Raw genomic sequence first — 13,353 nt, 5'->3', positions numbered from 1 at the left:
CCATCCCGAACTCGGAAGTGAAACGCCCCTGCGCCAATGGTACTTCGTCTCAAGACGCGGGAGAGTAGGGCGCTGCCGGGCATGATGAACATACAAATAACTCTCCAAAATAACCAGAACATCATTCATCAAAAAGCCCCCGAGCACAAAAAGCTCGGGGGCTTTTTGCGTTTGTATTCCACATTTGAATTCCGACCCCACCCACATGACACCATGAACGCCGATAAGCCTAGCTCGGGGTAAGTGCACTCACGATCAAGCAGAGCCGCCGAAGCGCTCAAGGCAGCGTTTGCCGTGAAACCCTTCAGCGGGGATAACAATGGGGCAGGCCTACCGTCGAGTAGCCTCCGAGTAAACGCTTGCAACACTGATGAACCTGTCGGCTCAAGCTTCGTTACGACTAGTTTGTCTCTGATAAGTGAAAGCTGAGAGACTGAAGCGCGCCGGTAGCAAGGCGATCCAGCAGTACTCCTCAAGTTACTGAAATCCCGATCAAAATCCCTTCCCACCGACTTTGCGTTGTTTTGTGCGTTGTTATGTCAAACTGTGCGTTGGTTCCGCGATAAAGCCGTTGTTGTGTCCTATGGGGTGAGCTTCAGTGTCAGTTGTGTCACTGGGTCTAAGCCGGAGCGGATACCATGGGTGGACTGAACCTGAGCACCTCGAATATCTGTTAAGGCCGTTGAGTGCGGATGCAGCTCAAACTGCACTCCAATATTCCGGCAGAGGGATAGAATTGTTCAGTGGACGAAGCGAAAATAGATATCCCCCGCGTTTGGCCGAAGTCTGATGTTGGCTGGAGATACACGTTATCCCCGTCACGAGACGACCAGTGCGGCAGGCTGCACGCCCATGGCAGCGGGACCTGTTTCTATGTGATTGCGGAGCATGGCGTTTGTGGCGTTTAGTGCCGGGTGGTGCAGTGTTTTAGGCCGCGCTGCGGGCTGGTTACTTGCCAACTCCACATTTTGACGGAAGTGAGCGCCTAGAAATGGCTTCCATGGCAACTCGGCATGCATTGGGCTGAGGTGTTGCTTTATGGGTGGCAATCGGTTCGTTGCTGTTGGTTGCGTTGCCCGGCTTTTTTCGCGAGGCGTTGGCTTTAGGGGAGGTTGAGAGCGACCTCTCAGGAGGTCACCCCATCGTTATCTTCATTTGCTATGAGCGCCAGCAATCCCGGGAAGCGTTGTTCTATATCGTCGTAACGTAATGTTGCAACGCTGCGGTTGCCCAGGTCTGTTTGGCTGATAAGGCCTGCTTCGCGGAGTTTGCGGAAGTGGTGGGAAGTGGTTGCCTTGCTGAGGTTCAGGTTAAAGGCTGAGCAATGGCGCTCTGTGCCTTTTTCCAATTTTAGAAACTCTTGAACGATGTAGCGACGCTTTGCATCCACGAGTGCTGCCAGCACTGCGCTCAATTCAATTTCCTCAACGCTTGGATGAGTAGTTTTTTCGGACATATTCCCCGCGCCTTTTATCCAAATGTGTTGACCACAATCATATGCTTATTGTAGGTTCGATGGAAATCGAACCTTTGATTAATAACAAACCTTTTCACTGGTGCCTGTTTGGCTGGTCCTGGCTGCTGCAACGTTGTTGCGGAGGATCTGAGCACCAATGGAGAATGAAAGTAAAGAATAGGCATGAAACTCAGATCAAATGAAGGTGGAATGGGTTTTGTTCCCCTCATTCTACTCGCAATTTTTGTCGTACCAAGTTCAATCTCAGGAACGGCAATCGCGTTGCCTGCTATTGCGAGGGACACAAATGCTGATTTGACCCTTCTTCATTGGGTGGTGAATGCATTTAATTTAACGTTTGCCTGCCTCACATTGGTGTGGGGCGCATTGTCTGACCAGTTGGGGCGCAAGCGCTGCTTTCTTGCAGGGGTGGTCATTTATGGTGTTGGGTCGTTCATTTCGGGAATGTCCCCCAACATCATCGTGCTGGATATTGGCAGAGCACTGGCGGGTGCTGGGGCTGCGGCTGTGTTTTCTTGCGGTATTGCCCTGTTGTCTTCCAACTTTGAAGGAAACAAGAGAGTAAAGGTGTTTGCTCTATTTGGGACTGTCGCCGGATTGGGTGTGAGTTTGGGGCCCACGCTTTCTGGCTTACTTCTCGATACGCTGGGGTGGCGGGTAATATTTTACACGCACCTCACTCTTCTCAGTGTCATTTTAATATGGAGTAAGTCGATCCCGCGGGATGAAATTTCGGCAGAGGGGCGACTGAAGTTTGACTATTTGGGAGCACTGTTTTTTGCAGGTGCGTTGTTTAGCCTGATATTGGCAATTGTCCAAAGTTCACAATGGGGTTGGCAAGACCCGGGGACGGCCGCATTAGTGCTTTTGTCTGCTGGCCTTTTTGTAGTGTTCTGGCAGCAGGAAAAGCGGCATCCAGCGCCTATGCTGGATCTGTCGTTGCTGACCAGCAGGGCATTTATTGGCTATTCGCTTATTACGGTTGCAGGGTCGTTTGGATTTGTCACCTTGCTCACTTACTTCCCAACATATGTCACATCAGTACTTCAGATGAGCGCAACGGCAGCGGGGCTGACCATGTTGCTTCTTACAGCGCCCTTGTTGGTTTTCCCTAATGTGGCGGGCAGGCTTCTGGCCGGTGGTGTGCCGGCATCAATCGTCGTGATGAGCAGTTTGGGGTGTTTGCTGGTCGGTGTGTTAAGTCTGGCTTGGATTAGCGAGCCTAATCTTCAGTTTGTTTATCTGGTCGTGCCACTGCTTTTGATAGGCGCTGGTTTTGGCCTAACAGCAGGCATGGTTGATGCACTCGCTTTGCAAGTCGTTCCTGAGCGTAAATCTGGCATGGCCGCTGGTTTGCTCAATACATTTCGTTTGGGAAGTGAAGCGATTGCTGTTTCTCTCTATGGTTCTGTTTTGGCCACATTGCTTCATGACCAACTCAATGCCGAACTATCAGTTTTGACAGGGGATGCAGCGACGTTGCGTGGTTGGGTCAACGATATTGCAGCGGGTAAACTCAACACAACGATCCCGATCAGTGACGCCATGTCCGTTGAGAGAATTCTTCAGGTAACAATACATGGTTATGATGGTGCCTTTCACGGCGTTCTCTGGTTGCTGGTTTCGGTCCTCCTCATTCTGGCAGTGGTGATCGGCCTTCTTATCCGTGATGCTCAAGGTAGATCTGCGGCAGGATAGTTCTGGGAGAATTAAGGGAACTACCCTTGTTGGTGGGGGATGAGTTTTACCAAGCAACTAACGGGTGCCCAATTGGGCATCTGTTGGCCTTACGATGAACTGGCGCGGGCGATACTTGTGTATCGTTCAGCGCTCGTCTCAGTTGGAGGTTGCAACAGCGTGTTGGCAAATTACCCCAGCAACCCGGAGGTGACGTCAGGATGTGTGTTTGACGAAATAGGCATGCCATAATTGCACCATCCTCGAAAAAGAGACCTTGCACGCAAAGATAGCCCCTGCGCCAAAGTGGAAAAGCTGGAGCCTAATTAATTTCCAAATCCTGATGCCTATAAGTTTTGAGTGTGGCTCTTTCAGAAATGGGCTGGGTTTGATTTTAGAGTTTTCTTTTTGCGTTCAGGCGTAAGCACCCGGTCCATTATCTGTTTGGAAAGCAGAGTATTCATCCTGTGATATATTGACATGTAAGTTTTGAAGGAGCAGTAGGGGGTGAATATGTAGTAAGCATTAAGTCTATTATAAATATACTATTGATTAGCTGATTTAAATTTATAAGTTTAAGATTCAAATTTTAAGTAAATCTGGCGGATCTTTTTGGCTTGGTGAGGCATATTGTAATTTAGACAAATTTTAAGGGTTGGTTATGTTTCGTTTAGTGTTTAGTTTCCCATGGCCTGTTTATTTTGTACTTGCGGCTCTGGTTGTCGGTGGCGGCTTTTATATGGGGAACGAGGAAAAGCTTCTTAATGCAGCGCGGTTAGAGGCGCTGAAAGCCCCTATGCCTGACGTTGTTGACGCATCGAAGGTCACCTCGAACTCCTTCAGTGCCGTTGATGAAATCAATGTCGCCGCGCAAGTTGATCTGGATGCAATTTATACTGTGTCGGTGTCTGGTAAACGCACGATCGATACCAAAAAGACTATCTTGTTTGCCTTCTCTCCCGATGCAATCGACAAAAGCCAGCCTGTCGCTACGGCCTTTATGCTTGAGACAAGCCAAGACATTGCTGCCTTTCTGGATAAGTTCATGGTTGCGAAGCCCCGTGCACTGTCTACGGTTATTCATGTCAACGGTGAAAGCGCCTACGTGAGTAGCAAACTTGAGGGTGTGGTTGAGGATGCAGCCCGTGAAGCCGGGTTAACTCTGAGCCAGAATGTTCAGTTTGTTGAGCCGTTCATGCAAGGCCGGGAGTTTGGACTGCGCCAGAGATCTGAGGCTGACCACATTAAGTTTGGGCTGTTTGTGGCCGCACTTCTTGCCGGGTATGGGGTTGTACGTTTTATCATGACACAGAACAAACGCCGCAAAGAACAAGTGGAAGCTCCTGAAGGGCAAGCTGAGGCATAATCGTGCCTGACTGTGAAGAGCTGCTGCCTTGGTGCCCGGCAGTTTTTCGGTGTTGTTGATATGATGATTGGTGAGCAGGGTCTGATGCTGCTCTCCAATCATTGTTGTACCCGCGCCCAGTTATAGTTTTAGGTGGCGCAGGCGCAGGGCGTTGAGGACGACGCAGAGGGAAGAAAGACTCATTGCCAGAGCTGCTATTAAGGGCGAGAGCAAAGCGCCTGTGAAGGGGTAGAGGATACCTGCTGCGATAGGGACGCCAGCTGAGTTGTAGACAAATGCCAGAAACAGGTTTTGCCGGATATTGCGCAGGGAGCCGATTGCAAGTTTGCGGGCTCTGACGATACCTGTCAGGTCACCATTTAACAGAGTGATGCCAGCGCTCTCCACTGCAACATCTGCCCCGGTACCCATCGCAAGCCCCACGTCAGCAGCGGCCAGCGCGGGCGCATCATTGACCCCGTCGCCTGCCATGGCAACGACTGCCTCAGCCTCATGGAGGTGGTCCACCAACCTCTTTTTATCTTCAGGTAGGGCTCCGGCTTTAAACTCATCAATGCCAACTTTTTGCGCGACGGCTTTGGCTGTAAGCGCATTGTCACCGGTTGCCATGACGACGTTTATGCCCTCTTGATGCAACTGTTTGATAGCATCAATGGCGCTGTGTTTAATTGGGTCGGATATGGCAAGTAGCCCAATGACCTGCTTGCTGTTTGAAATGTAAACACACGTATTGCCCTGTGAACTCAAGAATATGTAGTTGGACTGCATTTCATCAGTGATGCTGTCTTGCAGGTCAAACACCTCGGGATTGCCTATGGCGTAATATTTTCCCTCAACCTCAGCAGTTACGCCTTTGCCTGTATGTGCTTTAAAATCTTGCGGGGTGGAAAGAGTGAGGCCTTGCAGCGTCGCGGCGGCAACTATTGCTTCTGCCAAGGGGTGTTCTGACCCTTTTTCAATTGAGGCAGCAATGTAAAGCAGTTGATCCTGGGTATGGTCCTTTGAGAAGGATTGTGTTGAGGTGACTGTGGGTTTGCCTTCCGTGATAGTTCCGGTCTTGTCTACAATGAGCGTGTCGACTTTGGACATGAGTTCCAGCGCGGTTGCGTCTTTGATAAGGACACCGGCTTGGGCGCCCCTGCCGCTGGCCGTCATGATAGACATGGGGGTGGCGAGACCCAAAGCGCAGGGACAGGCGATGATCAAGACAGAGACTGCGACGATGACGGCGTAGGACAGGGAGGGTGCGGGGCCAACCAGCAGCCAGACAAAGAAGGCGAGGATGGCAACGGTGACAACGGCTGGGACGAAATAGGCGGAAACTTTGTCTGCCATGCCCTGAATTGGTGCGCGGGAGCGTTGTGCAGCAGAAACCATCGCGACGATTTTGGAGAGCATGGTGTCTGCGCCAACCTTGGTCGCTTCGATGATCAGCGTTCCGTTTTTATTGAGCGTCCCACCTGTGACTGTGTCGTTGATTTTTTTTTGCAGGGCGATTGGCTCGCCAGTGATCATGCTTTCATCAACATAGGATTGGCCTTCAACAACAAGGGAATCGACCGGGATAGACTCGCCAGGGCGCACACGCAGCCTGTCTCCTGCCATGATGTTTTCTAATGGCGCATCGTATTCAGTGCCATCTTCCAGCACGCGCCTTGCGCTTTTAGGGGCTAGGTCCAACAGGGCCCGGATGGCATCGCCTGTGCGTTCGCGGGCGCGCATTTCCAGCACCTGACCCATCAGAACCAGTGCCAAGATAACAGCTGCGGCTTCGTAATAAACAGGAGGATGGCCCGTAGCGGCGCGGATATCTGGTGGGAACAAGCCGGGCAGGAAGGTTGCGACCAGAGAGTACAGGTAGGCTGCGCTAACGCCAAGTGTGATGAGGGTCCACATGTTGAGGTTCCATGTGGTGATTGATTTGATGCCTCTCTTAAACAACGGAAGGCCAGCCCAAAGGACGACCGGTGTTGCGAGTGCAAATTCGACATAGATGGCGGTTGGTTCTCCCAGCCATGAGCGAATGGGAATACCCAAAATGGGGCCCATGGTGATGATCAGCAGAGGAATGCAGAGGGCCGTGCTTATCCAAAAACGACGTGTGAAATCTACAAGTTCGTGGCTTGGTTCGTCACTTTTTGAGGTGCTGATTGGTTCTAGAGCCATGCCGCAGATTGGGCATTCCCCGGGTTCCTGACGCACAATTTCAGGATGCATTGGGCAGGTGTATTCACTGGCTTTGAGCGGCGCTGCCTGTTGTTTCCTGCTGTTGCCTTCGGCGTAAAAATACGGGTCACCCTCAAATTTGTCCGAGCATTTTTGAGAGCAGAAATGATAGGTTTTTCCAGCAAACTCAGCTGAAAGAGTTTGTTCTGTGAGGGTAACCTGCATTCCACAAACCGGGTCCTGCTCTGTGGGGGAGGAGGTGTTGAGGTTGGGTGTATTTGATGCCTCGTCCATTGAATAAAAGGCTCCATGAATCCTGTAGGCTTGCGCAAAGGCCGACCGGATCATAAGCCTTTGCAATGCCTTAAAGGATTAATGCCCTGTATGACTTGGGATCGTCACTAGGCAAGCCTTAAGCTCTTTGCCAGTATTTGGATTAAGTTGGCGTAAGCTCTTGCTTTGCACCATTTGTGGATCTGTCTGTGAGTGTTTGGGGAAAGGCCAGTTCGTTTTTTGCGCGCCATGCAGGACACACGTAGTTGATGATCAGGCTCTTCCTTGGGTTGGTGATCCGGCGTTTGTGGAAGCCATGCCAGGACCTGTCTGAGGGTACAAAGAATACTGCCCGGTTGGGTGCCCAGGGGGCATTGGAATGAAATGTATGTTTGTCTGAATATAGCGATGTGCCTAGGTCTTTCCCGCAGGATCGCGAGAGGTAGAGTAGCAGGGTGAACTTTTTTGCGCCTATATCTGTGTGAGGTTCCAGCCAGAATCCATCTTTGTCGCAGGCATACTCAATGCGCAGAAAGCAGCCTGAAAGGTCTATGGCGCACATTGTGCTTAGCAGCTCAACGATTGAGGGAGACTGAAATACAGCCGAAATCTCTTGCTCCACCTCGTATTTGATGAAGGTGTCACCATGCAGATATTGGCGGAACTTGTTGTTGCTTGCCCTTTGACCATCGCGGTGATCCAACTCTAGCTGGCAAGTGGGAAGGTGTTGGAGCTCGCTTAGGGTTTTGCAGGGCAATATATTGTCAGCAGTCCAGTGGGGAAATGGTGAGTGGTCCCGTGTTGCTTGGCGTAATGCGTGAGAGATACAGGTGCTAATTTGATTGGAGCAACTGGCATTACTCATCAACTTTTCCCCCCTGAAAGCATGCGTGTGTTTACACAGTTCGTATGCGGTTGTTCTACTGGCAAAGCGACCAGCGGAAGGGTGCTGACGAGAGTTTAAGGAGCAGTCAATCTCCTGTAAAGACCGTTGGAAATGCCTCATCAAATATTGCCAGAGGAATAGAGTGAAACAGAAGTACTCTTGATCTGGCTTGCGTGTCACTGATTGCTGGTCAGGGTGTTCAACGTCAGGTGCGGCTCCAAGATTTGAGAGAACCTGCGGATGATCTTTTCGATGTAGCTCGGGTCGCTGTGGAACTCTTGCTGGAAGATCATGCCGCGGATGAATGAGCGCAAGATGACCAGAGTGAGGGTCATGTCTTGTGCGGCTTTTGCATCTAAATTTGGCGGCAGGAAGAAACGGTCGAGCTCATCATTCCAGTTCTCCAGACGTCCTGAGATGCGCTGTGAGAGTGCCTTATCTGTGCGTGTTGCCATAATGATCTCAGTGAAGGCACGCCCTTCGGGTGTGTCGATGATGTTTTTCCAATACGCCACCAGCGTATCTGCAAATGATCCCCGCCCTGGACCACCTGTTTGCACAAATGGAAAGGATGACGGGCTTTCTACCTGATAATGTCGGAGAATTCTGGAAAGCAAGAAGTCTACAGTCCCGATCACGAGGTCCTCTTTGGAGGGGAAATGATGCATCAGCGCACCACGGCTGACGTCTACCCCTTCCAGTACGCGGTTGATTGATGTTTCTGCGTAACCGAGCCGATCAAGACAATCGATGGTCGACACGATGAGAGCTTTGCGTGTGTTCTCACCACGTTGCTTCTTCTTGTCCAACTTGCTTTCCATAATCAATCTTAGCCTTAAGAAGGAGGTGTTGCTGATATACTTGACGTAATGGGAACTATTATATACCGTACGTTTGGTATGTAAAAGAGGTTTCCGTCAAATGTCCATGAAAAACACGGAGAATCAGAGCTCTAGTGATCGTAAGCAACCAATTCGCATCGGGGGAGCCTGTGGGTTTTGGGGAGATTCCAGTGCGTCAACTGGACAGCTTTTGCGCTCTGGTGGTCTTGATTACATTGTTTATGACTACTTGGCGGAGATTACGCTTTCTATCATGGCGCGTGCGCGACAGAAGTCTCCTGAGCTGGGATATGCTACAGACTTTGTTGAGCAGGTGCTTGGGCTGAACCTGAAGGCTATTGCAGCATCTGGAACAAAAATTCTCAGCAATGCCGGTGGGATGAATCCGGAAAGCTGTGCCTCCAAAATCCGCGAGTTAGTTGCGTCTCAAGGTTTGGATCTGAAAGTCGCTGTGGTTACCGGTGATGATTTGTTGTCGTACGCTGATGCCTTTACAGCCGATGGTATGACGGAGATGTTCTCGGGGGAGAGCTTTCCGAAAGCGGAGAAGGTGGCGTCCATCAATGCCTATCTTGGAGCGCAGCCGGTTGTTGCTGCTTTGGCGGCGGGTGCAGATATTGTCATCACCGGTCGGTGCGCTGACAGTGCTCTGACATTGGCTGCCTGTGCGCATGCTTTTGGCTGGGGGTGGAGTGATAATGACCGGCTCAGTGCTGGCAGTCTTGTGGGGCACCTGCTGGAATGTGGGACACAAGTAACCGGTGGCAACTTTACTGATTGGCGTGATGTGCCGGACGTTAAAAAGATCGGCTATCCAATTGCGACGGTTTACGAAGATGGAAGCTGTGATCTGAGCAAGCCGCAGGGAAGCGGCGGTCTGGTGAGTGTTGGCACAGTGGCTGAACAGCTTGTCTACGAAATCGGCGATCCACAAACGTACCTCCTTCCAGATGTGACCTGCGACTTCTCTGAGGTGAAGATTGAGCAAAAGACGCCAGATTGTGTGCATGTTTCTGGTGCAAAAGGGCGTCCTGCTCCCGAAAGTTTGAAGGTTTCTGCGACTTGGGCTGATGGTTTTCGTGTCGGTTTGATGGTGCCTTATGTCGGTTTTGATGCGGGCGAAAAGGCTCAAAACCTCGCCGAACTGGCTGTTGGTCGCGCTGAGAGCGTTTTGAAGAAACTCGGTGCTCCCGGTTATCAGGAAGTTTCCATTGAGATTGTTGGTGCCGGATCGCAGATTGGCGAGCGGCCTGCAAGCCATGGTGCTTATGAAGAAGTTACTTTGAAAATTGCCGCCAGGCACATCGACCAGCGCGCTGCGGGTCTGTTGCTGCGCGAGTTGACTGGGCTGGGGCTGTCTGTGGCACCTGGTATGACGCCCTTTAATGGCGGACGCCCGAGGCCTTCGCCGGTCGTGCGGTTGTTCTCTTTCCTTGTGGAGCAAAGCAGTGTGTTGCCGGTCGTCTCCCTTGATGGCGAGCCTGTTCCCTTTGAGCGCTCCACTGCGTCTGGCGCGGGTGCAGCGGCTGAGCCTGTCCATATTCCGGATGTTTCTTCTGCAGAGGAAGCGGTGGTTGAAGTTCCGCTCATCAAGCTGGCCTATGCCCGCAGTGGTGATAAAGGTAACAAGGCCAATATTGGCGTGATTGCGCGCAAAGCTGAGTGGCTGCCATGGATCGCAGCTGCACTTACTGAAGATGCCGTTGCAAAGACCCTAGCGCATTTTAATCCAGGTAAGGTCGCACGCTTTTATCTGCCAAGCTGCCATGCACTCAACTTTTTGGTTGATGATGTGCTCGGTGGCGGAGGGATTGCCAGCTTGCGCGTGGACCCTCAAGCGAAAGCATACAGTCAGATCCTGCTTGGATACAAAGTCCGAATCCCGCAGGCAATTGCGGAGGAGGTGAAGTGATGAACGATGCTTCAACAGTCAGTCCTGTTCTTGTGGCCCAGAAAGATAGCTGGTTAACAATAACGTTGAACCAGCCTGAAAAACGTAATCCGTTGACTGGCGAGGTCATCGCAGACATTTCGCGGGTGCTTCGCGAGGTCAGCAGTAACCGTTCGGTCAGGGGCATCACCTTTACAGGTGCTGGGGGCGTGTTTTGCGCTGGCGGTGACCTTAAGTCCTTTCAGCAAGTGATGGCAGGTGGTGAAAAAGCTGAAGCGATTGCGCAAGAAATTAGTATGGAAGCTGCTGAGTTTTTTGGAGTGATCGCGAACCAGCCGCAAGCCACTGTTGCTTTGGTTGAGGGGGCGGCGATGGCCGGCGGGCTTGGTATGGCCTGCGCTTGTGACTTTGTTGTTGCGACACAAGATGCCAAGTTTGCTTTTACAGAGACCCGGATCGGGTTGCCACCTGCGCAAATTGCACAATACGTTACCAAACGTCTTGGCTACCAAAACGCGAAGAAGCTTTTGGTGTTGGCAAGCAAGCTAACGGGTGAGCAGGCCTGTGAAGCTGGCTTGGTTGACGTGGCTGTTGCAAATGCAGCGGAGTTAAAAGAGGCAGAAGCTGGCATCATGCAGCAGGTTATGTCTTGTGCGCCGGGTGCGATCGCAGCGACCAAGCGTATTGTTGAACAGACTTTGTTCTTAGAGCAAGAGCAATTGCGTCAAAGTGCGGCAGATTATTTTGCCAAAGCGATTGTTGGAGAAGAAGGGCAGGAAGGCGTGAAGTCGTTTTTACAAAAACGAAAGCCAACGTGGGCCCCTTAAATTTCGGGGTATGTATTTGACCAGGACCGGTGTTCGAATGCGGTGAACGAAGAAGAGATGCATCGTAGGTATATATACTATTGTAGACTTCGGTACCAAAGTCTGACGCGTGAAAAATGGATGTGCTGGGCTCAGCGGGGGGCTGAACCAGTGCACCAGAGGAGGGAAGATGAAAAAACAGTACGCACTTCCAATTGAAATGCTGCAAAAATGGGCGGCGGAGAAACCTGACGAGGTTTACCTGCGCCAGCCAGTGAACCGTCAATACATAACTTTCACTTGGCGGGAATGTTATGACGCAGTTCGGCGCATGGCCGCTGCACTTCAGTCCATGGGGTTTAAGAAGGGTGACCGTATCGGGATCCTTTCAAAGAACTGCGCAGAATGGTTTCTGGCTGACTTTGCTATTCAGGCAGCTGGCTATATTTCGACACCGATTTACTACACGGCTTCAGCCGAAACGATCAGTTTTATTGTCGACCATGCCGATATTAAAGCGGTGTTTATGGGCAAGCTGGATGATTTTGCACCAAGTGAAAACGGCATTCGCGAGGGTGTGGTCAAGATTGCTTTGCCTTATGACACGATCGACTGTGATCACAGCTGGAAAGAGCTTCTGAGCGCCCATAAGCCACTGCCTGAACCTGAACTGGCAAAGCCAGATCTGGATGAGCTGTTCTCCATTGTCTACACCTCTGGTTCCACTGGGGACCCTAAAGGGGTGGAGCTTACATGGCGCAATATTGCATACGGTGCGTGGGCTCCGACGCAAAGCCTGGAGCTGCAACCTAATGAACGCCTGCTGTCGTACTTGCCATTGGCGCATATCACTGAGCGCGCACTTGTAGAGCATGTCAGCCTCTACTCGGGTGTGTTGGTTAGCTTTGTGGAGTCATTGGATACTTTTGCGGAGGATCTTCGGGCTGCTGAAGTGACGATGTTCCTTTCCGTGCCACGGCTCTGGATGAAATTCCAGTCTGGTATTCTTGCTAAGGCTCCGCAGAAAAAGCTGGATAGGCTTTTGAAGATTCCGGTGCTGAGCTGGTTTGTGAAAAGAAAGATCCGCGACCAGCTTGGTTTGGCTAATGCAAAGATTATCGGAAGTGGGTCGGCGCCGATTTCTAAGGCGGTGCTGGATTGGTACCGGAAAATCGGCATCAATATTACCGAGGGTTGGGGGATGACTGAGACAACAGGTCTTGCTTCTTCCCATCATCCATTCCGCGCAGACAAACTTGGTACGATCGGAACACCGCTTACCGGTTTGGAGATCAAGATTTCTGATGAAGGTGAGCTTCTCATTCGCGGTGATTCAGTTGCCAGGGGTTATTATAAAAAACCTGAGCTGACTGCTGAAGTGGTCGAAACAGGCGGCTGGTTCCATACCGGTGACAAAGTGCAGCAGGATGCTGATGGGTTCTTGAGCATCACGGGCCGTGTGAAGGAGATCTTTAAATCCTCCAAGGGCAAATACATCGCTCCTGTCCCGATTGAAGCAATGCTGTTTGACAATACCTTCGTTGAGCAGGCATGCGTTATGGGCTCTAACCTGGCACAGCCAGCTGGCGTTGTGTTCTTGTCGAGTGAGGTAACGCAGGGCTTGTCGCGCGAAGAAGTGCGCAAGAGCCTTGAGAAAACCTATCAGGATATCAATAGCTCCGTTGAGAGCCACCTGAAGCTGAGCTCTATCGTGGTCGTGAATGACATGTGGACCATTGATAACGGCTATCTCACCCCAACCATGAAGATCAAGAGATCCGTTCTTGAGAATCGCTATCAGGAAGTTGTGCAGAATATGCCTAGGCGTCCTGTGGTGTGGGAAGACGAGTGTGTGGCCGAAACGGTGGTGTGACTAGCTGATCGGTTGAAGAGAGTTTTGGGGTGACGTTCTCACCCCAAAACGGGACATTGAGGTGAACACCTTTGTTTGAATAAACCGCACTTGCGG

The 13,353-nt window shown here is 51.2% G+C and carries 9 protein-coding genes and 1 rRNA gene; 6 read left to right on the top strand and 4 right to left on the bottom strand.

Annotation, left to right across the window (positions count from 1 at the left end):
- Window positions 1–81 (top strand): 5S ribosomal RNA (rrf, locus tag BMZ51_RS24745); the annotation flags it as partial.
- A gap of 1,045 nt (window positions 82–1,126) precedes the next feature.
- Here rrf and BMZ51_RS15250 read toward each other — a convergent pair.
- The gene (locus tag BMZ51_RS15250) at window positions 1,127–1,456 is read right to left on the bottom strand and encodes an ArsR/SmtB family transcription factor (RefSeq protein WP_068006632.1); all 330 of its coding nucleotides are present in this window, start codon (window positions 1,454–1,456) and stop codon (window positions 1,127–1,129) included.
- Between the two features lie 183 nt (window positions 1,457–1,639).
- On the opposite strand from BMZ51_RS15250, the gene BMZ51_RS15245 reads away from it, so the two are divergent.
- Window positions 1,640–3,175 (top strand): MFS transporter, encoded by a 1,536-nt coding sequence (locus tag BMZ51_RS15245; RefSeq protein WP_068006634.1) that lies wholly within the window; start codon window positions 1,640–1,642, stop codon window positions 3,173–3,175.
- A gap of 640 nt (window positions 3,176–3,815) precedes the next feature.
- Entirely contained in the window at window positions 3,816–4,520 is a 705-nt protein-coding gene (locus tag BMZ51_RS15240; RefSeq protein ID WP_068006636.1) for a hypothetical protein, read from the top strand.
- A 120-nt stretch (window positions 4,521–4,640) separates the two neighbouring features.
- Here BMZ51_RS15240 and BMZ51_RS15235 read toward each other — a convergent pair whose 3' ends face one another.
- The 3 genes from BMZ51_RS15235 to BMZ51_RS15225 form a co-directional block, all read right to left on the bottom strand.
- Window positions 4,641–6,980, bottom strand: coding sequence for a heavy metal translocating P-type ATPase (locus BMZ51_RS15235; protein WP_068006855.1), 2,340 nt, complete (start codon window positions 6,978–6,980; stop codon window positions 4,641–4,643).
- Between the two features lie 142 nt (window positions 6,981–7,122).
- Window positions 7,123–7,824, bottom strand: coding sequence for a 2OG-Fe(II) oxygenase (locus tag BMZ51_RS15230; RefSeq protein WP_068006638.1), 702 nt, complete (start codon window positions 7,822–7,824; stop codon window positions 7,123–7,125).
- 197 nt (window positions 7,825–8,021) lie between these two features.
- Window positions 8,022–8,666, bottom strand: a complete 645-nt coding sequence (locus BMZ51_RS15225; protein ID WP_068006641.1) for a TetR/AcrR family transcriptional regulator — start codon at window positions 8,664–8,666, stop codon at window positions 8,022–8,024.
- Between the two features lie 100 nt (window positions 8,667–8,766).
- Here BMZ51_RS15225 and BMZ51_RS15220 point away from each other — a divergent pair, with 100 nt between their 5' ends.
- The 3 genes from BMZ51_RS15220 to BMZ51_RS15210 all read left to right on the top strand — a co-directional run bounded on the left by BMZ51_RS15220 (window position 8,767) and on the right by BMZ51_RS15210 (window position 13,257).
- Complete coding sequence (locus tag BMZ51_RS15220; RefSeq protein WP_068006647.1) at window positions 8,767–10,599, top strand: acyclic terpene utilization AtuA family protein; 1,833 nt, start codon at window positions 8,767–8,769, stop codon at window positions 10,597–10,599.
- Window positions 10,599–11,405 (top strand): enoyl-CoA hydratase/isomerase family protein, encoded by an 807-nt coding sequence (locus BMZ51_RS15215; protein WP_068006649.1) that lies wholly within the window; start codon window positions 10,599–10,601, stop codon window positions 11,403–11,405. The genes BMZ51_RS15220 and BMZ51_RS15215 overlap by 1 nt, the downstream gene beginning before the upstream one ends.
- A 169-nt stretch (window positions 11,406–11,574) precedes the next feature.
- Entirely contained in the window at window positions 11,575–13,257 is a 1,683-nt protein-coding gene (locus BMZ51_RS15210) for an AMP-binding protein (RefSeq protein ID WP_068006650.1), read from the top strand.
- Window positions 13,258–13,353: the final 96 nt, after the last annotated feature.

The sequence above is a fragment of the Pseudovibrio axinellae genome (assembly GCF_900110875.1).
Lineage (GTDB): Bacteria > Pseudomonadota > Alphaproteobacteria > Rhizobiales > Stappiaceae > Pseudovibrio > Pseudovibrio axinellae.
The sequence above is the reverse complement of the archived record's forward strand: the minus strand, read 5'-3'. Positions and strand labels throughout refer to the sequence as shown.